Here is a 22,276-nt window from a genome sequence, read left to right as displayed (position 1 = left end):
AATATCTACTACTGGTGATCACTATTTAGTTACTGGGGTAATCAGACGTTCCCCATTGATCAACTGCGCAGCGGCAGAAAGCGATAAAGAATGCGAGTTTGATATTGCGAATCAATGACGAGGCCGGAATCTTGCCAACAGCTCACCGTTCACGGAGTTTATCGAGTCTTCCGATGATACCGTCGGGAAGGAGAAAGACAAAGGAGATAAATAATATTCCTAGGATGATCAGGTACCCTTCCGCCCAGACACCGCCGAGAATTGCTTCCAAGAAATTCAACAGCACGGCGGCGATGAACGGTCCCGCTATCGTCCCGATCCCGCCGACGATGATCCAGATAATCACCTCACCCGTCAAGTCGAAACTCACCATTGAAGGGGCAGCGAGACCGATCACGCCGACATAGAGCGCCCCAGCGAACGCCGATAACGAACACGACAGAACCCACGCGATCATCTGTTCTCTGCCGGTATTATAGCCCAGATACTGCATACGTCGGTCGTTCTGGCGGATCCCGTGGAGGATCAATCGATAATCCGACCGAAGCAGCAGATAAATACCAGCGAGTACAACTGTCGTCATAAGATGGATGAAGTAATACTGGGGATTCCCACTACCGAGATCAATCCCTAGGAACTCAGGGTAACTGACGAAACCAAGTCCGTTAGCTCCGCCTGTTAACTCGGTCGCGGAATAGGTGAAGTCGTACGCGATGACGCCAAATGCAAGTGTGAATACTGCAAAGTATACTGGCTCCATCCGCTTTTTGATCGGCGCATAGCCAATGATGAAGCCAGTGACGGCGGCCAAAAGGACGCCAATGACGACCCCCAGAGGGTACGTTCCTTCGTACTCGGTGACAATCTTTGCTACCGAGTACGCTCCGATACCGAAGAAGGCCGCGGGCGCAAGTGTGAGTAAACCAACATATCCGAGAGCAATGTTAACAGCTACCGCCAGGATACCGAGAATCAACGCCTCTGCGACCACGCGAGTAAAGAAGCTTCCCGTAAGAAACGGGACTGCGAGGAGGAGGAGATAACCCATGCCGATCAGCAGAAAATTACTTTTCGGATGATTTATGAACTCCTGAAATCGTTTTCCGACAACACTTTCGTTGATAGACTCTTTGAGTTGTTTGACGCTCATTCCATCACCCCACTAGTGCCGAACAGGCCTCGTGGTTTGAATAAGATGAATCCCATCGCTATCGCGAAGATTCCGATGGTGACGTACGTCGGTGCTATATAGAGTGATCCGAAGCTGATAATAAGACCGATGGCCAGGCTGACAAAGAACGAGCCAAGGAAACTCCCAAGGCCACCGACCATGACGATGAGAAACGCGAACAGCATATACTCGGTACCGAGCGAGGGGTAAACGGAGGTAACCGGGGCGATCAGACCACCGGCGAACGCTGCGAGGACGACTCCGGTGAAGAACGTGATGCTGTAAATTTTCGAGGTCTGAACGCCCAGAATTTCTGCGGTCGGCTGGTCGACGGCAGTCGCGTGTATCTCCAGCCCTAGCCTCGTGTAGTTCAGGATTGCGCCGAACACGACCGCGACGACGAGACCGACGACGATGATGAACAACCTATGAGTGGGATAACTGGTCCCCAATACGTCGATTGAGCCCGAAAGCGGCGATACAACCGAGTATGATTGGCCTCCCCAGTTAAAGAGTACTAGCTCTTCGAGTACCAGCCAAATGCCGAAGGTCGCAAGAAATCCGAGCAGGGGCTTGTCGTAGAGGTGGTGCAGCAGGCTGCGTTCGAGCACGAGCCCGAACGCACCGACGAGGAACATCCCTGCAATGATTCCAATCCAGTAGCTGCCCGTGGACGTCGATATCACCATCGTGAGGTAGCCGCCAAGCGTGAAGAGTACGCCGTGCGCGAAATTAATCAGTCCAATTAGCCCGAAAATGAGCGTTAAGCCGGTTGCCATCAGGAACAGGATCATCCCTGTGCTGAGGCCGTTCAGGGCGTACTGCGAAATATTGGCTACTACTATACTGCTCATGGGAAGCATTATGATATAGTCTAACGTTCAACTCATGTAAAGCTATCTTTCACTCCTAGGGTGATCGCCTGTATTCGGTCCTTCGGTTAGACAAATGCGACACGCCGATTCAGTTCTGAAACGCTCTGGCTATCTCGGTAGTCGTCGGTATCTGGGCCTCGTTCAATCCGTTCCGGTGTATCTTCGACTCGACGTCCGTCGTTGTTACGTCCTCGGTTCGACTCTTGTCGGGTACGCCCAGCAACGCGATTGTTTCGATCCGATACCAAGACGGCATATTAAGCGCGTCGCGAAGCTTCGCCTCGGTCGCCACGTATGGTGTGATAAGTTTCGTTGCCAGCCCTGCCGCAGTGGCCCCATAGTGAAGCGAGGTTGTTGCCGTAGCGATGCTGTGGTGGAACAGCTTCCGCCGGGATCCGTCTGGCACTTGCGGCCAGAGTTTTTCGAGGTGCTGGTTTCCTGCGACAACGATCACCTCGGCAGCGTCATCGATTACGCTTTTCGGAGGAATGTCAAGCAGCGCAGTATCTCGGTACGCGCTCTCGGAGAAGTCCGGATCTACCGTCTGCCTGTATTCTAGTTCCCAATGGAGAATATCAGCGAGCCGTCGACGGGCTGATTCGTCACGGACACGGATGAACTCCCACGGCTGGGAGTTCGCCGCAGATGGCGACTCGATAGAGGCTTCAAGAATCTGCTGAAGCGTTCCCTCGGAGATGGGTTCGTCCTTGAACCCGCGAGCGCTGTGTTGGGACCGCGATAGCGCCGCAAACTCGTCGAGAGTTATCTCCGTTTCCCATCGGCTATCGTCCTCTTCGGATGGTTGGTAGACGTCTTCGCGGCTCTCTTCCTTACGTGCCATTATCTCCTCATAAGTCGGCACGCTGTCTCCGTCGAACGCGTCTTCGTGCAGTTTCTCGTCAAGAGAGATCCGCGACTTCGAGAGTGGAACTCGGTCGAGGTCTGGATAGCCCAGCGGGGCCGTAGACACGATCCGGAACCACTCGGGAAGGTCAAGTACGTCACGAAGTTTCTCTTGGGTTGGCTCTCGAGTCGAGACCCAGGTCGTTCCGAGGCCTGCAGCGGTCCCAGCGAGATGAAGTGTCATCGTGCACATCGCGAGACTCTGCTGGAATAGCTTTTCTCTTGAGCCGTACGGGGCCCGTGGTGGGGCTTGCGGCCACCAACGATAGTAGCGTGGATCGCCGCCGACAAGTACGGTCGCCGGCGCGTCGATGAACTCCTTGGAGTTGCCCGCCAGCGGGAACGTGGGGTCGATGCGGCCCTTGTATTTCGGTTCCTCGCTGAAGATGTCGGCCAGTTTTCGTTTGAGGTCCTCTTCTGTCAAGACGATGAACTCCCAGGGGCGAGCGTCGGCGGCAGACGGTGCTCTGTTCGCGGTTTCGAGGATCGTCCTGAGTACACTGTCTGGATACGGGTCTGGCAGCGGTGCCCTCGAAGCACGCCTCGTGCGTGCGAGATCCGTATACTTGTCTAGCTGTTTGGCAGGACGGTTCATACACTACTGCTTGTCGACCGTTCATATAACTCATTCGCAAACTGATCTTGCTCGGTGTGGTTCCGGTGACTCAACGTGAAGTGAACCTTATGGTCTCTCAAATCGATACGGATTCTATGAACGGTGTTCATGACCTCGGAGGTATGCACGGTTTCGGTCCTGTGGACGTAGACGAGGCGACGTTTCACGCTGACTGGGAGCGGACCGCGTTCGCGATGAATCTTCTTCTGCTCGCCCAAGACTTCTACGAACTGGACGAGTTCCGGCACGCCGTCGAGCGGATGCCTCCCGAGAGGTACCTGATCGCAGGCTACTACGAGCGGTGGCTCTCGGCGATCGAACGCCTCTGTATTGAGCGGGGACTCCTCACGAAAGCGGAGGTAGAACGCCGGCAGACGGCCATCGAGAACGGTGATTACGACTTCTCCGACCGGATGGACGTTGATCTCGTCGACACCGCACGGTCGGAGTTCGAGAGCGATCGGTTCTCCAGGACCGCTGACGGACCCGAACCCAAGTTCCAACCGGGTGAAGATGTCATCGTCCGTAATCGACACCCCGAAGGCCACGTTCGCACGCCGAAGTACGCTCGACGAGCACAAGGCGTTGTTCGTTCCGTTCGCGGCCCGTTCCCCGTTCCCGAGACGGTGGTTAACTACAAAAACGCGGACATTGACACCGTATATTCTGTCGAGATTCCCACCAGCGAACTGTGGGGTGGCTCCTACGATGAACCGAACGCCGTACACCTAGACCTCTGGGAGCGGCACCTGTCGCCGGCTTCTAGCGGGTAACGTTTATTATCACCATTCGAGTACCTGAAAATGAGCTATGGACAACTCTGACGAGAAACGTAAGGAGGGCGAACAGTCTCCCGGCTCCCCGGGTGAGGGGCGACGCCATGAATATTATCACAGCGATCACGGCGATCACGATCACGATCACGGCGACCCTGACCCGAACTCGTCGACCGAACTCGAAGCACGCACGCGCGCAATTCAGTCTTTGCTCGCCGAGAAGGGAATTGTCTCGGTCGACGCTGTCGAGACAACCATTTCGTCGTACGAGGAGGACGTCGGTCCACAGAACGGCGCACGCGTGGTCGCCAAGGCGTGGACTAACCCCTCGTTCAAGCGGAGACTGCTCAATAACGCGGACGCAGCGATCGCGGAATTCGACTTCGATATCGGTGACCAACACATCGAGGTCGTCGAAAACACACGGGACGAGCACAACGTAACCGTCTGCACGCTGTGTTCGTGTTATCCCTGGTCGTTACTTGGCCTCCCCCCGACTTGGTACAAGTCACCAGAATACCGCTCTCGAATGGTCAGAGAACCTCGATCGGTGCTTCGAGAGTTCGGTCTCGACCTGCCGGACTCCGTTGATATTCACGTGTGGGATGCCACCTCGGACCTGCGCTATCTCGTTCTCCCTCGCCGTCCACCGGAAACAGAGGGCGATTCCGAAGCCGAACTAGCGGACCTCGTCACCCGTGACGCCATGGTCGGCGTTGAACGCCTAATAACGAGGTGATATATCCATGAACAAACATTCCTCATCCGAGGGAATCGACGACAGTTCGATCGCGGCGTTTCTCGACGCGGAACCGCCGAGCCCGGACGACCGCGTCGCGTTCGATGCGCCCTGGCAGGCGCGGGCGTTCAGTATCGCCCGGGCTCTCTGCGAACACCACGACCTGGAGTGGTCCGCGTTCAACGATCGGTTCGTAGAATACATCCAAGACGCCGGCCGGGAACGGCTCGAAAGAGATCACGAACGAGCCTACTACGAACTATGGTTAGAGGCGCTCGAGGCGACACTAGTGGCGAATGACATGCTGACCGAACATAAGATCGACCGGCGCGCGGCCGAGTTCGAGTCCGGTGTTCGCGACGCATCAGAGTTCGTCGTCAACGGTGACGGCGCAAACTGACTTCGTCTCGAAGTCGATCTGCTCGGCGACCGTAATGTACTTCTCTCGCACCAGCGAACGAATATTAGTGGTGTCGACTTACAATGACAGCGAACATCGAAGACGCCTACCAGCGAGCGGGGTTTACGGAGGACATTGGGTTCGGCGATCGACCGGCGGTTGTCGTAGTCGATCTGCAGACAGCGTTTACCGACCCCAGCTGCCCGCTCGGTAGTAACTTGGACACCGAGGTCGCGGAGACGGAAACACTCGTGCGCGCTGCCCGGAGGGCTAGACTTCCGGTGTTTTTCACAATCACGAAGTACCGCGACGACCTCCGCGACGGGGGGCCGTTCGCAGAAAAGATATCTAGTGCCGATGCCCTCTGCGAGGGGTCGGGCTGGACCGATATCGATCCGCGGCTTTCGGTCATGGACGAGGACATGGTCATTGACAAACGGCAGCCGTCCGCGTTCTTCGAAACCAAATTGGACAGCGTACTCACCCATGAGGGGGTCGATACAGTTGTCGTGGCAGGCGCGACAACGTCCGGATGCGTTCGCGCGACCGTCGTGGACGCCTGCTCGAACGGGTACCGCACAATCGTAGCCAAGGACTGCGTCGGCGACAGGGCGACCGAACCACACGAAGCGAATCTGTTCGACATGGACGCGAAGTACGCCGACGTCCTGTCGCTCGACGCAGTCACAGATGCGCTCAGGTGATACTGACGAAGCTCTGAACGACGCTCGGTTCTATCAATTATTTCCCTAATATGGCCGGTTAAGCTGCTGACCTCCCCCTACTACTCAATTTTATGCTAATGGATCATGATAATGTAATCGTTCACCATGACAACTACGTACGATGCCGTCATCATCGGCTCGGGACACAACGGACTAACTGCCGGCTGTTACCTCGCGAAGGCCGGTCTGAATGTGGCGATTTTCGAGGAACGGTCCGAACCCGGCGGAGGTATGTACACCGAGGCCTTCGAAGATCACCCGCAGTTTCTGCGAAACAACCACGCGATAAACTTCCTGAATGTGAGGGAGTCGCCGGTCCACAAAGACCTGGCATTAGAGCGGTTCGGTGCGCAGCTCATCGACCCCGTTACGAAGGTGGGGCTTCCGACGAGTGACGGTAGAGCGTTGATGCTCTACTCGGACCCGTTGCTGACGAAGCGCGAGATTGCCCGGTTCTCGGAGGAAGACGCCGAGACGTACGAAGAACTGTACTACGATTGGATGCAACTAGCACACAACATCCAGCGCCCGGAGTGGTACAACCCGCCGCGAAGCCTCGAAGAGCGAAGGGAAATCTTTGAGGGAACCGAGAAGGGCGAACGGTACCTAGATATTATCACTCGATCGCCTGTCGACGTGATCACCGAGCATTTCGAGAACGAGCATGTCCAAGGACTACTGACGATCATGGATCAGGCCGTCGGCCCCCACCCATTCGAACAAGGGATTGACGGATCACTTATCCACGCGTTCGATGGCTGGCACAATCTCCAGATCGCTCGGGGTGGATCCAATCAGTACGCCCAGTCGCTCGTGAATTGCTTCGAACACTACGGCGGCGACCTGTACTTAGACAGCCTCGTTGATAGCGTAACGGTCGAAAACGGCACTGCCACGGGAATCACGCTCGTGGACGGAACGCCCATTGAGACCGATATTGTCGTTTCGAATGTCCACTATCCGCAGACGTACCTGAACCTAGTTGGCCGCGAACATCTCGAAGAACAGTTCATCAGAGAAATAGAAGAGAAATACGAACTGATGGAGGGCCCGCTGTTCGGCGTCCACCTAGCGCTCGACGAACCACTTGAGTTCAGTTCTGTGAAGTTTAACCCGGATATGCAACGTGCTGTCAAGTTCACCCTCGGTATTGAGTCCCCCGATGACATAAAGCGCGTCAGCGAGTCGGCGAAGACGAACGAGCTCCCCGACGAGCCTGTTATGAGTGCTGGGTCGGTCACTGTACTTGACCCTTCACAGGCTCCCGATGAGAAACACACAGCCTACCTGTGGGCACCGTCTCCGTGGAACGTAGAAGACGAAGGGCCGGAGTACTGGGATGAGGTCAAAGACGAGTTCATGGAGGTCTGCATCGACAAACTCGCAGAGTATGCCCCGAACGTCAGAGAGGATGACATCATCGTCGATAAGTACGCTTACTCACCGCTCGATATTGCGCGGACCCACCGGAATATGATTCAGGGTAGCCGGAGCGGTGGAAACTGGGGTCCTGAGCAGCTGATGGACAACCGCCCGTCCTACAGCGGGCCGATCGGAAACCTCTATCTATCAGGTGCGCCGACGCACCCCGGTGGTAGTATCACTTGCGCTCCCGGGTACAACTGTGCGGGAGTGATCGTCGACGACTTCGGTCTCGATAAGTGGTGGCGGCCGCCGGAAATCGACGTTTGAGCGACTGCTACTGGCGTTGCCGTGATCTCGTCAGCCTATGAGATTGGCCGGCGTTTCGGTGAGTTTCCGGATCGCTTTCGGTCTTGACGATCGTATCGCCGTACATAACCGACACGTCGCGCCAGTCCGGATTGTAGATGTCGGTGTTCGTGCCGAACCCCATTCCTTCGCGCATCGCATTTCCTCCAGTCCTGATACGCGTTCCAAACGGTGTACAGCTCCTGCATATAGGGGTATTTCGCTCCAGACGAAAGGTCTCCATGGAACGAAAAAGGCCAACGTAATTGATCCGCCCGGCCATTTGAACCATGTATCGTAAATTCACCCTCACCATTCCACGACCTGTCGATTGACCAGATGAGGAGTACGAGGAGAGTGTATGTAGTCCGAACGGTCCTTGATTCGTTAGATTCTCTTTCTATAATCGTCATATAAATCATAGATACTAAGTAATTTTATCAATGAAACTTAACGAGGGCGTCTACCGTTCAATCATACTTGAGAGATAAGAAAACACACAACAAAAAGGTATATACGAGTCATTGTGCATTGTTACTGTATGCCCAAGTACGAGCCACGAGTGGACCAGAAGCGGTGCATCGGTTGTGGCCTCTGTCCGGAGATGATGAATGAGGTGTTCAAGATGCCGGCTGCCAACGGCCGCGCATATGTTCACAACGAAGATGGCTGGAAACCCGATGGCACAGAGCAACTGGAACTCACCGCACAGAACTGCCCGGTCGGGGCCATCTCGATCGATCCTCGCGAGGAACAGTAGATGAGTGTCGAAAACCAGGAACGGTACGTCGCACCCGAACGGTACGACCAACTGCTCGAAGTGCTACAAAGCCGTCGCGCAGTGCGCGGGTACAAGGACAAACCAGTCGAGGACGAGAAGATCGATCAGCTCCTCGAAGCTGCCCGATGGGCACCGTCAGGCGCTAACTCTCAACCCTGGGAATTCGTCGTCGTGACTGACCCGGACACGATCCGGGCTATCGGCGATATCTACGTCGAATACTACGACGACCAGTACGCCGAAGGCGATCCGGACTTCCCGGTCGACAACAAGCGATGGATGTGCGAGGTGCCCCTGTACATCATCCCGATCGGCGATAGGCGCATCCCGGATAAGGCGTATCCCCAGATCGAGGGCGAGGAGCAACTCAACGAGGAGATATTCCAGCACAGCATCGCCAACGCCATCTACGCGATCTGGCTCGCCGCGACATCCCTCGGTCTCTCAACGACATCCGCGTCTTGTTTCAGCCACCACAAGGAGGAGATCCGAGCCCTGCTCGACATTCCGAACATCTACGACATGCCCGCCACGCTCCCGATCGGCTACCCCCTCAAGTACCAAGAGACGCGGTACCGGCACCCGGTTGAGGATCTCGTCCATCGCGGCTCGTACGACCGATCGCGCTTCCGCGAGGAAGATGAACTCCTGAAGGACATCGATCAGGTTCGCCGGTCGCGGTACCGCGGGGATGGGAAACTGATTCCCAAAGAGGAACTGTTTAACGACGAAAACGGCGAGTAGCGGCCCGTACTCCACCACAAAGTCGAAATTTCGCCAAGTCGGACGGGTCAACCGTTCGCCGTGCTACCGGAGTTCTTTGTCGTGAATCGGATCCAGTTCAGCGAGGATCACCTCGTTCTCGAGTAGCGTGGCACAACCCGGACAGTAGTACTGTCTGAACTCCATCTCGTCGTCGACGAACTCCGTCGGATCGTTCACCAGCGACCCCGCTTCGGGGAGCGGCTTCCGATCGCACAGCGCGTGGCGCTTGTAGTTCTCGTCGCTCGAACAGAGAACTTCCTCACAGCGCCGACAGACGATGACTCGGGCGCCGTCGACGGTGGTCTCCGCCAGGTGTGTGTCGAGTTGCTTCATCGCTCATCACCCCACTTGTCGGCTTCGAGACGTTCGTCCCTGATCTCTCCGCGGCGCGCTTCGGTCGCCGCCTCGTCGACGTCGAACTCGTCGTCTAGTACCACGCCGTACGTCCGCTCGGCCTCCTCGCGGGAGACATACTCGTTGCGGGCGTCCTTGGCGACGCGGTCAGGATCCCGGTCCAGTGGGTCGCCGAACCCGCCGCCGCCCATCCAGCGACAGTAGAACGCTTCGTCGGCCCGCTGCTGGGTCTGGACTTTCGGCGGGAGGACGTCCCTGTCGCCGCTGATGGCGTCCTGGTCGCCCGGAACGATCCCGTCTTCCAGTAGGTCGTGGACGTTCGAGTCCCGGATCATCTCCCAACGCACTGTGCTCGGCGGATACCCGCCGCTGATGCCGACGCCCGTCGGCATCGCCATCCCGAACGTCGAGAGGACATGCGTGATCGGCGCGTCGGTGTCGTGAGGGATCAGACAGGAGTGGGCACCGACGCCGCCGCGGTATTCGCCCGGCCCGCCGGAGTCCGTAAGTTCCTCGCGGAACAGGGTGAGGATCGGGAACTTGAGTTCGTTGAGTTCCACGTTCGGCGCGAGCCCGCTGGGGACGAGAAACTCGCCCGCGGTGTCGATACCGTCCATCCCGGAGCGTCCGCCCCACCCGCTCGTCATGCTGTCCATGAGCATCGTCACGAACGGATCGCCGCGCTGGTCTGCGCCCATCATGACCGTGTTCGCGTGCACTCCGCTCGATCCGGCGATCAGGTCGCTCTCGTACTCTTCGCTGGCCCCGAGCATCTTGGACACGCACTGGAGCGCCAGGTTCATCGACTGCCACCCGCCGCTCGTCGATCCCATACTCGTCCCCGTGGGGAACGTGGCGTTGACGATCGTGCCCTCCGTCGCCTCGATCTCGATGACGCGGTCGATACCGCCTAACGCCCACGGGATGTCGTGACAGAGTAGCGGCAGTATGACCGACCAGATCGACCCCCGGAGCGTCGGGTAGGCGCAGTTGATCATCCCGGTCTGGGGATCGGCGTCGACCTCGAACACGAGCGAGTCACCCGACTTTCTGAGTTCCATGTCGGCGCGATACACGCTGCGGTCGCCCGTCCTCGACACCTCCTGGTAGTCGACGTGCCGCCAAACGCCGTCGGGGAGATCGTCGAGGCGCTGTCGTAGCATCTCCTCGGCGTGATCCATCGATCGCTTCATCACCGCCTTCACGGTGTTGGCCCCGTACTGCTCGATCAGGTCGGTCAACCGCTCTCTGGCGACGTCATTGGCGGCGACCTGGGCGCGGAGGTCCATCCCCACCTGCGACGGCACCCGCGAGCGCCGGAGGAACATCTCCTCCACGTCGTCGCGGATCTCTCCGTTCTCGACGATTTTGATCGGCGGTGTCGGCGTCGCTTCGTCGTAGACGTCGGTCGCGTCGATGCAGAAGCTTCCGGGGTTGGTGCCGCCGAGGTCGACCTGATGGAGCGTCGACGACGTCCAGGCGAACAGTTCTCCGTCGTGGAACACCGGCGCCACGACGGACACGTCGTTCTGGTGGGCGATCCCGATCCAGGGGTCGTTCGACAGGAACATGTCCCCCTCGCGGATCCCCGGGTTCTCGGACCGGTGTTCGAGCGTCCACTTGAGCAACATGTCCACGACGCCGGCGTGTACGGTTACGTACGTCCCGAAGTTCGCCACGTCGCCCCGTTCGTCGGCGATGGTCACGTTGAAGTCGTTCGCGTCGGTCACGATCGGCGACCCGCTGATCCGCTTGAGCGTCTCGCCCTGCTCCTCGTTGATCTGCCAGAGCCGGTGACGGAGTACCTCGAAGGTTATCTCGTCGACCTCGTGATCTTCGGGGGGTTCGTGGAGTTCCAGGTCCGCCGCGATCGCGTCTTCGTCGAGTCCCTCCTCCGCGTCGAACTTGTCCGCTCCGGGGATCGTCGCCATTATCGCTCACCTCCCGCCGTGAGGACGACGTTCCCGTACCTGTCGACTGTCGCCTGCTGGTGGGGACGAACCGGAATCGTCGTATCGGGAAGCTGTACGACGGCTGGTCCCTCGATATCATCGCCCTGCCCCAGTTTTTCGCCGTCGTGGATGTCCGTCTCGACGAACGAGGACTCCGAGGGCCAGTACACCTCGCGCGTCTTCCAGAACGCTCCGTCCGCTCGCGCGCCCCGGTCGTCCGTTCGCATCGTCGGATCGACCGTCGTCGCCGTCGCGAGGACGCGCTGGTTGATCAGTTGCACCTCCGCTTCCGAGTACGCGGCGCCGCCCCCGTACAGCGACTCGTACTCGTCCTCGAACCGAGCGACGAGGTCGGTCGCATCGGCCTCCGACAGGTCGCCGGCGGGGACGCCGACGCTGACCTGGTGGACCTGTTCCGCGTACTGCAGGTCCGCTTCGCGAACGAGCGATACGTCGCTCTCGTCTAACCCCTCCCGGTCGAACCGGTCCCGAATTCGGGACTCGAGCGACTCGAACGTCGCGGCGAGCCGATCGGGGTCGAACGGTTCGGTGGCCGGTTCAGAGAGCTCTTCGACGTACATGAGGTCGGACGCCGAGATGCCGAACGCCGAGAACACCGACGCGGTGTCGCCCAACGGAACGACGATCGACTCTGCACCGAGTTCCTCACCGTAGAACGGCGCGTGAAGCGGCCCTGCGCCGCCGTAGGCGAAGATCGAGAAGTTGCGAGGGTCGTACCCCCGCTCGATAGTGACCTCGCGGAGCAAATCCGACATCGCGGCATTCACGATCTCGAACACGCCCGCCGCGGCGTCGTCGACGGTCATGTCCAGCGGTTCGGCCACGCGCTCGGCCATCGCCGACCGCGCCGCGTCGACGTCGAGGTCCTGTCGGCCGCCTAGGAAGTACTCGGGGTCGAGGTACCCGAGGAGCAAGTCCGCGTCAGTGACCGTCGGTTCGGTCCCGCCGCGACCGTAGCACGCCGGACCGGGATCCGCCCCGGAACTTTTCGGCCCGACGTGGATCGCGCCGGCGTCATCGATCCACGCGATCGAACCGCCCCCGCTTCCGATCGATTCGACGTCGACCGCGGGCTGGAACAGCGTGTACTTCTGGACGTTCATCGTCGGCGACGTCTGTAGCTCTCCGTCGATGACCAGGCCGACGTCGAAGCTCGTCCCGCCGACGTCGGTGCAGATCACGTTCTCGTAACCAGTCTTGCGGCCGATGAACCGGGAGCCGCTGATCCCGCCGGTCGGACCGGAGCCGATCGTCGACACCGCCTGCTCGTCAGCGTCGGCGATCGGGAGCACGCCGCCGGTGCTCTGCATCATGTACACCGCGCAGTCGAGCCCGCCGTCCTCGAGCCGTTCGACCAGCGTGTCGGTGTACGACGCCATCACGGGCGCCGTGTACCCGTTGACGACTGTCGTTATCGCCCGCTCGTACTCGCCGAGTTTCGGAGCGATCTCGCCGGAGACGAACACCGGCGTCTCGGGCGCGACCTCTCGAGCGATCTCTGCGACGCGCCGTTCGTGTTCAGCGTTCCTGAAACTCCACAGCAGGCTGACTGCGATTGCGTCCACCCGGTCGGCCAGATCGGCGACCGCGTCCCGAACTTGCGTCTCGTCTAGCTCGACGATCTCCGCTCCTTTGTAGTCGACCCGCTCGTCCACTTCGCGGATCAGGTGCTTGGGGACGATCGGCTCCGGCTTCTCGTGCTGGGCGAAGTGCTTCACCTCGCTGTGGGTCAGTCCCTCCGTTCTGGTCGTGATTCGGCCGATGTGGACCGCGTCTCGCTGCCCGCGCGTCGTTATCAACCCGACGCTGCTACCCGTCCGCTCAAGGACGGTGTTCGTCGTCAGCGTGGTCCCGTGGAAAAACACCTCGGCGTCCGCGAGCAGTTCGTCGAGCGGACGGTCCGCGTTGTCCGCGGCGTTGCGCAGCGAGTTCAGCACGCCTTTCGAGGGGTCCGACGGCGTCGTCGAAGCTTTGCCCGTGATCCGGGACCCGTCGTCCTGATCCACGACGGCTGAATCTGTGAATGTTCCTCCGGTGTCTACTCCGACAATTACTGTCATACAAACACAGTATATTACCATACAACATTATTTATAGCTATTGTTGCACGCGAAGCCGCCGTTCGCGAATGGACGGATCACTACCGGTATCGCGCGTACGTCGGAAAAACGGAGACGGCGGCCGCGCGACCACTGACGCGGTTACGACGACGGTTCGGCTTCGGCGTAGAAGTTGAACGCCTCGAACACCGGTCGGTCGGTGATCCCCAGTAGGGTCGCCTCGCCGTCCGGTTCGTGGTGGTGAATCTCGTCTGGCGGCACGACGAAGATGTCCCACTGACTCCACTCGAGGGCCTTGTCGCCGACGTGGGTCGCGCCCTCGCCCTCGATAACGAAGTAGGCCTCCGTCGCGTTGTGGAAGTGGGGATCGGTCGCTTCCTGAAGCAGTTGCGCGCGGAATGACATCGTCGGGAACAGCGGCGGTTCGCCCGTCGCCGGGTTGACGTATGCGAGGCTGTACCCGTCGTGGGGGTCGGGGTCGTCGTTGTCGGCGCGCTGTTCGAGCGACTCCACCATCTCGTCCCAGCCGAACCGGTAGGGTGGCGTCGCCTCGCAGTTCCCTTCGAACGGGCCGGGAATGCCGTCCTGATTTGCCTCGTCGGCGGGTCGGCCTCGACCATACTGGGAGTCCCAGTAGCCCTGCGTCTTCGTGACGGGCTGGCGCTCGAGTTCGTGGTTCTCGAAGACGTTCCGGGAGTTCATCGAATCCAGAACGAGCGGCAGGTCGAGTACGTCGAGCCAGGCGGCGGTTTCGTCGCCGTCGTTGACGTGGTCGTGCCACTCCCACTGGGGTGTCGTGATGAGGTCGTTGTCCTCCATCGGGAACTCCTCTCCCGCGGCGACGGTCTTCATGTCCTCGTGGCCGTCGATGGTGAACCGCAGGGCGTTGGCGCCGTGACGGTGGGACGGGGCGGTCTCCCCGGGGGAGACCGTCTGGACGCCCATGTATATCGTGTTCGAAATCGCGTTTCCTCCGAGCGACTTGCTGATCGGAACCGCGACCCGGCGCTGGAACCCCGGTGGCAGATCGGCGATGGGGACGTCCTCTTCGATGGCGTCAATAGCGGTCTTGATGTTCTCCCATTTCCAGATGTCTGCCTCGAGATCTCCGAAGACGTTTCCCATATCTTTCTCAACCTCCCATAGAGGGCGGAGACTATGGTCGTCCAAAATGTTTTGAGTCTTGGAACTCAACTCTAAGAGATCTTCTGGATCCTTCTCATTCGACTCGTGATTCTCTGGCTCTTGCTGGGTCATAGTTTAGTAATTTATTGGGGCAGAATCATCTTAAGTGTATGGGGCTCCGGCAGACAGCCGACTTCCAGTTAGGAGTAGGCTCTCGGTTGTCTCGTCGTTGAATCAGATTACGATAGGGAATGTCACACTCTACGGTGGTAGCAAATGTCTGTGCACCCAAGGAACGACTACGTTTGAACTTCAAAGATTTTGTCGGAAGTGAATACCGATCGACAGTCTTCACAGACCATCTGTCGCTGGATGGCATACTCCCAAAGTTTCCCTCCGCAACTCAGACAGTCGAAGTGCGCTTCCACGAATGGGTTCGCCTCGGCATATGGGTTTTCGAATTCGGCCATGTCAATACACATCGGTACGAGACCCAAAAAGAATATCGTTTACGTCAAACGTCCTTCGACGCGGACCGGAGATACAACTCAATTAGTCCAAAAAGGTACACTGCGATTAGCGTGCGAAGTTTGACCGATAGACCGATTCCCCATTCCGACCGTATGATACTGACAATCTCACTGGCGTACGTTGGCCCTTTGATTGATCGAGTGGATTACGGTGTTCTGCGAACGCTCCGTTTAGACGTCGCAGTACGCCTCTCCAATGATGCTGTCGTAGTTTCCGATGGTGTTCCGCTGTCCGTCCTCAACGCTGAATCCGACGAAGTTCAGCTCGGTTTGGTGGTCCGAGTCACGGTATGTGAGCTCACCCATCGGGGAGCCAAACGTGAACCCTTCAAGCTGGCCAACTACGTCATCCGGGTCTGTACTTCCCGCTTCTTCCATGGCCCTTCCAAGTGAATATAGTTGGTTGAAACCATTCACGGCTATGTCGTTCGGCGGCAGATCGTAGTTGTTCTCGTACCATTCCTTGAACTCGTTATTGAGTTCATTATCACGCGTATCATCGTACCAGTGAGAAGAGAAACACCCGTTCGCGGAACTCCCCTGTTGGGACAGTGGGATCTGCGAGTGGGTGTCCCCAAGCATGCACAGTGTCTTCTGTTCGGTGAGGCCGTAATCAGCTGCTTGGTTCACAAACCGGACAGCCGCCTGTCCAGGAATGAATCCAGTGATAAGATCGGCGTCGGCGTTTTCGATTGAGGGAAAATACGACGAGTAGTCTGTCTCGCCCTGTGGCGGCATCGTATTGCCGGTGACTTCTCCGTTGAAGATTTCGTTCATGATATTCAGCGCTGACTGTCCTCCCTCATAGTCTTCACCAACAAAATGTATTCTGCTTGTGTCGATGTCTTCGTCAGCTGCCTCTGCAAGATCATTCTCGATAAATTCAATGACGCCAAGGTTCTGTTGGCGCATACTTGGCCAAGGGAAGAACTGGTAGCTGTGACAGTTTTCCGGATTTTCCCTCGCTTCCACAGTGCCAACCTGAGATACTATGTGCGGGATCTGTGCATCCTCTTCAATATACTCCGCGACGCTAATACCAGCCGCGCTATCCGAGATCCCAACCAGCGCGTCGACCTCATCCTGTTGAACGAGTTTCCTGGTTCGTTCTAGGGCCGTCGACGGTTCTGCATTCGTGTCTTCGATGATAAGTTCTACTTCGTTGCTGAGAATCTCGTTGTCCAGCTGTTCTAGCGCGAACTCGTATCCTCGTTCGTTCTCCTGTCCGAATATTGCGATCGGACCCGAGAGCGGGATGGGTGCGCCAATCTTTAGCGTGTCACCATCGTCCCCACCGCCTACGCAGCCAGCTATGGTGGCGACGCCGAGGCTTCCAGACGCTTTCAGAAAGGATCTTCTGTTGTTCCCCATGCATCAGATGACGGAAACTACGCTTAAAAACATTATGACAGTTATTTTATTTCTTTTCGTTCGAATATTGCAACTGCTCGCACGTTTCCGCACTGTAGCCTATATGTTTGGAAGTCAATCTCTTCACCAAACGACGGTACTTTGATAGGCCACCAGAAGTACTGAGATGATCTATCGACTTCAATTCTTGAGAAAACGAGCGCACATCATAGCTCACACGGTTAAGTACTCGTCTTGGAGTGACTCGTCTGCGAGACGATCCGGTCCAGCGTCAACCACGACCCGGCCGTTCTCGAGAATGTAACCCCGATCAATCAGCGGCAAGGTTCGGTTTATGCTCTGTTCTACGAGGACAACCGATCGATCTTCTTGTGAGAGGTCCTTGATGATGTCGACGACATCTTCGATGATCACGGGGGCAAGCCCTTCAGTCGGCTCATCGAGCAAGAGTAGATCGGGTTCAGTGATCAGTCCTCGGGCGATCGCGAGCATCTGCTGTTCGCCACCGCTCAGAGTCCCTCCTTTTTGGGTCCTTCGTTCGTCTAACCGCTCAAACCTCTCGTAAATCCCGTTGAGACGGTCCTGAAACTCTGATTTCGAGATATCCCGTGGGCTCGCAAGTCGTAGGTTCTCTTCGACCGTTAAGTTCGGATACACGGCTCGCTCTTCGGGAACGAAGGCGATACCGTTCCTGACAATACGGCTCCCCTTCCAGTTTGAGATGTTCTGGCCGCGGAACGTGATTGTCCCGGTACTCTGCACAGTTTGGTTGACGATGCTTCGAAGCAGTGTGGTTTTTCCCATCCCGTTTCGACCGAAGATGCCGACGACCTCGTTGTCTCCCACCTCGACGGAAACGTCGAAGAGCGCCTGGCTTTCCCCATAAAACGCGTTTACATCCGAAATCGATAGCAGGGGCTCTATGCTCTCGCCGACATCGGTTGAAGACGACGCGTTACTCACCGAGATACACCTCCTTGATCTGCTCATCATTGTCGATCTCTTTAGGCGATCCCTGCGAGAGGATCTCTCCTTGGTGAAGCACAGTGATCCTGTCCGACAGTTCTCGAACGAGTTCTATGTCGTGATCCACGAGTAAGATTGTATATTCAGATCGGATCTCCCGAAGGATATCGCGCAACACAACCGTTTCGGACTGGTTGAGTCCGGCCGCCGGTTCATCGAGCAGGATTAATTCCGGATCGATCCCGAGTACCATTCCGATTTCGAGGAATCGCTTATCCCCATGAGAGAGATTCTGCACCTCATCGTCAAGCCGATCGGATAAGGTCACCCGATCGGCGATGGACCGTATCTCGTCATCGTACTTCTCGGCGTTCTCGAAGACGCTTGTTAACGTCTTCTTCTCGTTGCGGATCGCGAGCCGCAGGTGCTCGCGAACGGTCATCTCCGGGAAATTCTGGACTATCTGGAACGATCGCCCGATTCCCAGCCGGGTGATCTCCATCGGACTTGCGCCGGTAATGTCCTCGTCTTTAAACCTGATCTCGCCTTCCGTGGGTGACAGTTCGCCGGTGAGAAGGTTGAACATCGTCGTCTTCCCGGCACCATTCGGTCCAATAAGCCCGTGAAGCTCGCCCTCCTCTAGCTCGAAGTCGACTTGGCGGATGGCATAGAATCCGCTGAAATTCTTGGAAAGGTCTGATGTACTTAGCATTGGTAGGGTATCTTTCGCACACGTATTTAAAAACATCGGCAAACTATTCTCCTGTGTCGGCTTCCCCTTACGTGCGGTTGAATGCGGCCGATATCGCGGACTGAGAACGCGACTGCCGCTCGACGCTGACGACCAGAGGATAACAACTAATACCGTTCTTAGCAAACAAAAATACGTGACAGACAGTAAGCAGCGACGACAGCAACTTGTAACGGCCAACAGAATACTCGCCAATGAAGGGATCATTCAAGGGTTCGGTCATTTGAGTGTCCGCCACCCCGACGGTGACAAGATGCTGATCTCCCGCTCGTTGAGTCCGGGACTGGTGACTGAGGATGATGTGATGACGATGGAATTCGACGGAACCATCATAGACAACGACGACGACCGTCCGTATCTAGAAACCGTTATCCACCGAGCTATCTACCGGAACTACGACCACGTCAATGCGGTCGTCCACCACCACGCCCAGCAGATCATGCCGTTCGCCGCATCAAACACGGATATCAAACCGGTTTACCACATGGGCGCGCTCTTTCACGAAGGTGTTCCAACGTTCTCATCGTACGACACGGACTACGGACGCATGGTCGTTACCGAAGAGGAAGGCGAACGTATGGCGGCAACACTTGGTGACTCGCGAGCGCAGCTCCTAGCGAATCATGGCGCGAACGTCGTGGGGGCGGACCTCAAAGAGGCCGTCCTCGGGACGATGTATCTGGTGACGAACGCGGGGCTCCAGTTTCAGGCCGAACTTCTGGGGGAACCAAACTACTACGACGGCCCGGAAGAGTCGCTAAGGGCGGTCGTCGACGACGTGATTCTCGCGGACATCGCCATTGATCGGATGTGGTCGTTCTTATCAGACCGACTCCCCGCCGAACGCTGAGCGGGAATGTCCGTCGAACCCGATCGGCGGCATCCGTCAGTGGCTCCGACTATCTTTTTCGGATCACGGGATGATCAACTGCCTGAGCCCGCCTCCAGTTTCGAGAGCGCCCATTGCCTTGTTGACCTCGTTGAGCGATCGTTCGTCTGAGATTAACGCTTCAAGATCGAATCGGCCATCCGCGGCGAGCTCGGCGAGACGCGGGATAGCGTCTGCGAGGTTGTAAGAGCCGTTGAACGATCCGAGGAGCGATTTCTCGGACACGACAACGTCGTAAATGTCGAGGCTTACGTCTTGCTTCCCTATGGGCGGCGTTCCGACTAGCACTGCGGTCCCTGTCGGTCGCAGGCTGTCGACCGCCTGCTCGATCACCGTCGGGTTCCCAGCGGCGTCGAACGCGTAGTCGAGACCGCCGCCGCTCCAGTCGCGGAGCAGTTCCACCGTATCATCGTCCCCGGGATTGATCGTCCGGGTCGCTCCCATCGACTCTGCCAACGACAGCCGATCGTCGACGAGATCGACTGCGATAATCTCGGTCGCACCACGAAGTTCGGCCGCCTGGATTGCACTCGCGCCGACGCCGCCAACGCCGAACACAGCGACTGATGCCCCCGGCTCGATATCGGCGGTGTTCATGACGGCGCCGGCGCCTGTGAATACGCCACACCCGAGCAACGTCGCCTGCCGAAGCGGTAACTCGTCGGTGATCTCGATAGCGACTTCTTCCGAGACGACGGTGTACTCGCTGAACGAAGATACGCCGTGGCAATGGTGCAGTTTCTGGCCATCCTGGTTGAATCGAATGGCACCGCTCCGAATGGTGCCGCGCTTTCGCGCCTTCGTTCGCTCGTTACAGAGATTTGAACGGCCGATACGGCAGTACTCGCACCTACCACAAGCGATCCTACCAAGGACCACATGAGCCCCCTCCTCGACTGACTCTACGTCCGGTCCAACCTCCCGGACGATCCCCGCGCCTTCGTGTCCCATAACGAGAGGAAATGACTCCTCTAAGTGTCCGCGAGTAATCGCAACATCGGTGTGACAGAGACTTGATGCTCCAATCTCAACCAACACCTCGTCGCCTTGGGGTTCTTCGACGTCGATTGTTTCAATCGCCGCGGGGGCTGCCTCAGCGAGATCGTCCGCGTCCACCGGTTCCTGAAGTACTGCTGCGTTGGATTTCATGATTGTTGTGTATTTACGAGAGATTCTTGAGCGATTCTCGGACATCAATCGGGTTCCACCAGGGGTCGATTCCTAATTTCTCATGGATGACCTTGGCGCCGACGTAGCCCGCGCCACCATTGATCGCCCCACCAGGATGCGCGCTTGACCCGCAGAGGAACAGGTTTTTGATCGGCGTCCTGTATCCAATGTGCTTGTCTAGTGTCTGCTCATCCGTGAGGGCGCCGATGAAGATCCCGCCGTTGATCATGTTGATGTTCGTCATCGGGATCTGGCGCGGCGTGTACGCGTGCGAGTGAACTACGTTGCCCTCCGTCATATTCGGGGCGTACTCGCCCCAAGCTTCGAGTGTTCGCTGGGAGACCTTATCGGCGACTTCACGCCATTCTTCCGGATCACCGTGCAAGTCGTAGGGTGCGACCTGCCAGGCGTACGCTGTGTGCTTACCTCTCGGGGCCTGCGTCTCATCAAACATCGTAAGCGCGCCGCCTCCGAATGCCGGAACGGGGTAATCCTTGGCTACCTTACTCTCGTGGGCGGCCAGGATATCGTCGACTGACTCCAGGCCGATGTTGTACTTCAGTGCATTGTTGATCTCGGGGACGCTCTCCGTCGGGTACTCCGGCGCCTCTTCGAGCCCAAAATGGGTCCCCAATAGTGACCAGTCGGTGTACGCAAAGTCCTTGACTTCGGCTTCGATCCCAGCGGCGAGCGACTCATCAAGGTGATCGAGCCCCACGAACTCCTCAAACGTGAGGTGCGGGTTCACGGCGCTCGCGACGAACCGACGAGCACCGAACTCCTTGCCGTCCGCGAGTTCAACGCCGACCGCTTCGCCGTCTTCGATGTCGATACTGGTGACCTCACTGTTCGTGAGTACGGTCCCTCCCTGCTGCTGGATCACTTGTGCGAGCCCGAGCGCCAGCATCTGGCTCCCACCCCGTGCGATCTGATAGGTGTACTGCTGGTCGAAACAGCGAGCAATACCACCTTTGTGACTTGGGTTGTCGACTCCCTCCCCCGGCTCTCCGAAGATCGAGAGCTTAAACAGGAGCAGCGCCTTCAGCGGGTCGGACTCGTACCAGCCGTCGACGAGGTCGAACGCTGATTCGGTCGTCCAGTCTAGGAAGGTGCGCCCGAGCTCGGATGATTCGAGCAGTTGCCGCCGTTCGTCAGCCGGTAACGGTTCGTCAAACCGCTCCGGAAGGTAAATCTCCGACACCATTCGATTGGCGACCTCACTCATCTCCGCATACTGGTCTGCGTCGTCGTCCGAGAACTGGCGGATAACCTCGATCGTCCGGTCCCTGTCCTTCGAGAGAATCAGCCCATCACCATCAGAGTGCGGTTGCGCGAACTCGTGCGTGGGTTCGATGTACTCTACGCCGTGATCAGAGAGGTTCAGATCCGTGTACCAAGGCGTGTTAGTAATGTTGAAGTGGTTGATCGAATGGAGGTTGTAACGGAACCCTTCGGAACTGAGGTCGACAGTGTGGAGGCCACCTCCGACGTGAAGTTCTCGCTCGAGAACCAAGATCTCCATTCCGGCTTTCGCCATGTACGCGGCACAGATCAATCCCTGGTGACCTCCGCCGATCACTATACCGTCGAATTCACGGTCATAGCCCATACACTATGCTAAGTTCT

21 protein-coding genes are annotated in these 22,276 nt (G+C 57.8%); 8 read left to right on the top strand and 13 right to left on the bottom strand.

The genetic code is table 11. The features are described 5' to 3' along the window. Nucleotides 1-142: 142 nt before the first annotated feature. From ACFQO4_RS18880 to ACFQO4_RS18870, 3 genes are all read right to left on the bottom strand, one after another. Nucleotides 143-1,150 carry a branched-chain amino acid ABC transporter permease gene (locus tag ACFQO4_RS18880; protein ID WP_500262402.1) on the bottom strand — a complete coding sequence of 336 codons (1,008 nt, stop codon included), beginning with the start codon at nt 1,148-1,150 and terminating at the stop codon, nt 143-145. Next, complete coding sequence (locus tag ACFQO4_RS18875; protein ID WP_500262401.1) at nt 1,147-2,034, bottom strand: branched-chain amino acid ABC transporter permease; 888 nt, start codon at nt 2,032-2,034, stop codon at nt 1,147-1,149. The genes ACFQO4_RS18880 and ACFQO4_RS18875 overlap by 4 nt, the downstream gene beginning before the upstream one ends. Nucleotides 2,035-2,134: 100 nt before the next feature. Next, nucleotides 2,135-3,544, bottom strand: a complete 1,410-nt coding sequence (locus tag ACFQO4_RS18870; protein ID WP_500262400.1) for a nitroreductase family protein — start codon at nt 3,542-3,544, stop codon at nt 2,135-2,137. Between the two features lie 56 nt (nt 3,545-3,600). Between ACFQO4_RS18870 and nthB the strand changes: the two genes are divergently transcribed. From nthB to ACFQO4_RS18845, 5 genes are all read left to right on the top strand, one after another. Further along, on the top strand, nt 3,601-4,338 hold the full coding sequence (gene nthB / locus ACFQO4_RS18865) for a nitrile hydratase subunit beta (protein WP_500262433.1): 738 nt from the start codon (nt 3,601-3,603) through the stop codon (nt 4,336-4,338). 37 nt (nt 4,339-4,375) lie between these two features. After that, nucleotides 4,376-5,080 carry a nitrile hydratase subunit alpha gene (gene nthA, locus ACFQO4_RS18860; protein ID WP_500262399.1) on the top strand — a complete coding sequence of 235 codons (705 nt, stop codon included), beginning with the start codon at nt 4,376-4,378 and terminating at the stop codon, nt 5,078-5,080. A gap of 7 nt (nt 5,081-5,087) precedes the next feature. After that, on the top strand, nt 5,088-5,480 hold the full coding sequence (locus tag ACFQO4_RS18855; protein WP_500262398.1) for a nitrile hydratase accessory protein: 393 nt from the start codon (nt 5,088-5,090) through the stop codon (nt 5,478-5,480). An 83-nt stretch (nt 5,481-5,563) separates the two neighbouring features. After that, nucleotides 5,564-6,184 carry an isochorismatase family protein gene (locus ACFQO4_RS18850; protein WP_500262397.1) on the top strand — a complete coding sequence of 207 codons (621 nt, stop codon included), beginning with the start codon at nt 5,564-5,566 and terminating at the stop codon, nt 6,182-6,184. Nucleotides 6,185-6,310: 126 nt separating this feature from the next. Further along, nucleotides 6,311-7,897 (top strand): phytoene desaturase family protein, encoded by a 1,587-nt coding sequence (locus tag ACFQO4_RS18845; protein WP_500262396.1) that lies wholly within the window; start codon nt 6,311-6,313, stop codon nt 7,895-7,897. Between the two features lie 7 nt (nt 7,898-7,904). Here the strand turns inward: ACFQO4_RS18845 and ACFQO4_RS18840 are convergent, their stop codons facing one another. Further along, nucleotides 7,905-8,072, bottom strand: a complete 168-nt coding sequence (locus ACFQO4_RS18840) for a hypothetical protein (RefSeq protein ID WP_500262395.1) — start codon at nt 8,070-8,072, stop codon at nt 7,905-7,907. A gap of 384 nt (nt 8,073-8,456) precedes the next feature. On the opposite strand from ACFQO4_RS18840, the gene ACFQO4_RS18835 reads away from it, so the two are divergent. Together ACFQO4_RS18835 and ACFQO4_RS18830 are read left to right on the top strand one after the other, a co-directional pair. After that, nucleotides 8,457-8,675 carry a ferredoxin gene (locus ACFQO4_RS18835; RefSeq protein ID WP_500262394.1) on the top strand — a complete coding sequence of 73 codons (219 nt, stop codon included), beginning with the start codon at nt 8,457-8,459 and terminating at the stop codon, nt 8,673-8,675. Beyond that, nucleotides 8,676-9,440, top strand: a complete 765-nt coding sequence (locus ACFQO4_RS18830) for a nitroreductase family protein (protein WP_500262393.1) — start codon at nt 8,676-8,678, stop codon at nt 9,438-9,440. Between the two features lie 63 nt (nt 9,441-9,503). Here the strand turns inward: ACFQO4_RS18830 and ACFQO4_RS18825 are convergent, their stop codons facing one another. The 7 genes from ACFQO4_RS18825 to ACFQO4_RS18795 all read right to left on the bottom strand — a co-directional run bounded on the left by ACFQO4_RS18825 (nt 9,504) and on the right by ACFQO4_RS18795 (nt 18,552). Next, complete coding sequence (locus ACFQO4_RS18825; protein WP_500262392.1) at nt 9,504-9,794, bottom strand: acetone carboxylase subunit gamma; 291 nt, start codon at nt 9,792-9,794, stop codon at nt 9,504-9,506. Further along, entirely contained in the window at nt 9,791-11,746 is a 1,956-nt protein-coding gene (locus ACFQO4_RS18820; protein WP_500262391.1) for a hydantoinase B/oxoprolinase family protein, read from the bottom strand. Before ACFQO4_RS18820 ends, ACFQO4_RS18825 begins: the two co-directional genes overlap by 4 nt. Next, the gene (locus tag ACFQO4_RS18815; protein WP_500262390.1) at nt 11,746-13,848 is read right to left on the bottom strand and encodes a hydantoinase/oxoprolinase family protein; all 2,103 of its coding nucleotides are present in this window, start codon (nt 13,846-13,848) and stop codon (nt 11,746-11,748) included. Before ACFQO4_RS18815 ends, ACFQO4_RS18820 begins: the two co-directional genes overlap by 1 nt. Nucleotides 13,849-13,989: 141 nt before the next feature. Beyond that, nucleotides 13,990-15,105 carry a cupin domain-containing protein gene (locus tag ACFQO4_RS18810; RefSeq protein WP_500262389.1) on the bottom strand — a complete coding sequence of 372 codons (1,116 nt, stop codon included), beginning with the start codon at nt 15,103-15,105 and terminating at the stop codon, nt 13,990-13,992. A gap of 569 nt (nt 15,106-15,674) precedes the next feature. Beyond that, complete coding sequence (locus ACFQO4_RS18805) at nt 15,675-16,874, bottom strand: ABC transporter substrate-binding protein (RefSeq protein ID WP_500262388.1); 1,200 nt, start codon at nt 16,872-16,874, stop codon at nt 15,675-15,677. Between the two features lie 213 nt (nt 16,875-17,087). Further along, entirely contained in the window at nt 17,088-17,837 is a 750-nt protein-coding gene (locus ACFQO4_RS18800; RefSeq protein WP_500262387.1) for an ABC transporter ATP-binding protein, read from the bottom strand. Next, nucleotides 17,830-18,552: an ABC transporter ATP-binding protein gene (locus ACFQO4_RS18795; RefSeq protein WP_500262386.1), complete on the bottom strand. Its 723-nt coding sequence runs from the start codon at nt 18,550-18,552 to the stop codon at nt 17,830-17,832. The genes ACFQO4_RS18800 and ACFQO4_RS18795 overlap by 8 nt, the downstream gene beginning before the upstream one ends. 175 nt (nt 18,553-18,727) lie before the next feature. Here ACFQO4_RS18795 and ACFQO4_RS18790 point away from each other — a divergent pair, with 175 nt between their 5' ends. Then, nucleotides 18,728-19,441 carry a class II aldolase/adducin family protein gene (locus ACFQO4_RS18790; RefSeq protein WP_500262385.1) on the top strand — a complete coding sequence of 238 codons (714 nt, stop codon included), beginning with the start codon at nt 18,728-18,730 and terminating at the stop codon, nt 19,439-19,441. Between the two features lie 63 nt (nt 19,442-19,504). Here the strand turns inward: ACFQO4_RS18790 and ACFQO4_RS18785 are convergent, their stop codons facing one another. Beyond that, nucleotides 19,505-20,674 (bottom strand): zinc-binding dehydrogenase, encoded by a 1,170-nt coding sequence (locus ACFQO4_RS18785; protein ID WP_500262384.1) that lies wholly within the window; start codon nt 20,672-20,674, stop codon nt 19,505-19,507. Next, a complete protein-coding gene (locus tag ACFQO4_RS18780; RefSeq protein WP_500262383.1) occupies nt 20,643-22,259 on the bottom strand; it encodes a phytoene desaturase family protein in 1,617 nt (538 codons plus the stop codon). Before ACFQO4_RS18780 ends, ACFQO4_RS18785 begins: the two co-directional genes overlap by 32 nt. Nucleotides 22,260-22,276: the final 17 nt, after the last annotated feature.

Origin of the sequence: Saliphagus sp. GCM10025334, assembly GCF_042663485.1 — an archaeon.
In the GTDB taxonomy this organism is placed as follows: domain Archaea; phylum Halobacteriota; class Halobacteria; order Halobacteriales; family Natrialbaceae; genus Natronosalvus.
The sequence above is the reverse complement of the archived record's forward strand: the minus strand, read 5'-3'. Positions and strand labels throughout refer to the sequence as shown.

Bases quoted from the DNA above. Each gene is read 5' to 3' on its own strand.
- ACFQO4_RS18880 (WP_500262402.1), bottom strand. From the start codon at position 1,150: ATGAGCGTCAAACAACTCAAAGAGTCTATCAACGAAAGTGTTGTCGGA.
- ACFQO4_RS18875 (WP_500262401.1), bottom strand. From the start codon at position 2,034: ATGCTTCCCATGAGCAGTATAGTAGTAGCCAATATTTCGCAGTACGCC.
- ACFQO4_RS18870 (WP_500262400.1), bottom strand. From the start codon at position 3,544: ATGAACCGTCCTGCCAAACAGCTAGACAAGTATACGGATCTCGCACGC.
- nthA (WP_500262399.1), top strand. From the start codon at position 4,376: ATGGACAACTCTGACGAGAAACGTAAGGAGGGCGAACAGTCTCCCGGC.
- ACFQO4_RS18855 (WP_500262398.1), top strand. From the start codon at position 5,088: ATGAACAAACATTCCTCATCCGAGGGAATCGACGACAGTTCGATCGCG.
- ACFQO4_RS18850 (WP_500262397.1), top strand. From the start codon at position 5,564: ATGACAGCGAACATCGAAGACGCCTACCAGCGAGCGGGGTTTACGGAG.
- ACFQO4_RS18845 (WP_500262396.1), top strand. From the start codon at position 6,311: ATGACAACTACGTACGATGCCGTCATCATCGGCTCGGGACACAACGGA.
- ACFQO4_RS18840 (WP_500262395.1), bottom strand. From the start codon at position 8,072: ATGCGCGAAGGAATGGGGTTCGGCACGAACACCGACATCTACAATCCG.
- ACFQO4_RS18835 (WP_500262394.1), top strand. From the start codon at position 8,457: ATGCCCAAGTACGAGCCACGAGTGGACCAGAAGCGGTGCATCGGTTGT.
- ACFQO4_RS18830 (WP_500262393.1), top strand. From the start codon at position 8,676: ATGAGTGTCGAAAACCAGGAACGGTACGTCGCACCCGAACGGTACGAC.
- ACFQO4_RS18825 (WP_500262392.1), bottom strand. From the start codon at position 9,794: ATGAAGCAACTCGACACACACCTGGCGGAGACCACCGTCGACGGCGCC.
- ACFQO4_RS18820 (WP_500262391.1), bottom strand. From the start codon at position 11,746: ATGGCGACGATCCCCGGAGCGGACAAGTTCGACGCGGAGGAGGGACTC.
- ACFQO4_RS18815 (WP_500262390.1), bottom strand. From the start codon at position 13,848: ATGACAGTAATTGTCGGAGTAGACACCGGAGGAACATTCACAGATTCA.
- ACFQO4_RS18810 (WP_500262389.1), bottom strand. From the start codon at position 15,105: ATGACCCAGCAAGAGCCAGAGAATCACGAGTCGAATGAGAAGGATCCA.
- ACFQO4_RS18805 (WP_500262388.1), bottom strand. From the start codon at position 16,874: ATGGGGAACAACAGAAGATCCTTTCTGAAAGCGTCTGGAAGCCTCGGC.
- ACFQO4_RS18795 (WP_500262386.1), bottom strand. From the start codon at position 18,552: ATGCTAAGTACATCAGACCTTTCCAAGAATTTCAGCGGATTCTATGCC.
- ACFQO4_RS18785 (WP_500262384.1), bottom strand. From the start codon at position 20,674: ATGTCCGAGAATCGCTCAAGAATCTCTCGTAAATACACAACAATCATG.
- ACFQO4_RS18780 (WP_500262383.1), bottom strand. From the start codon at position 22,259: ATGGGCTATGACCGTGAATTCGACGGTATAGTGATCGGCGGAGGTCAC.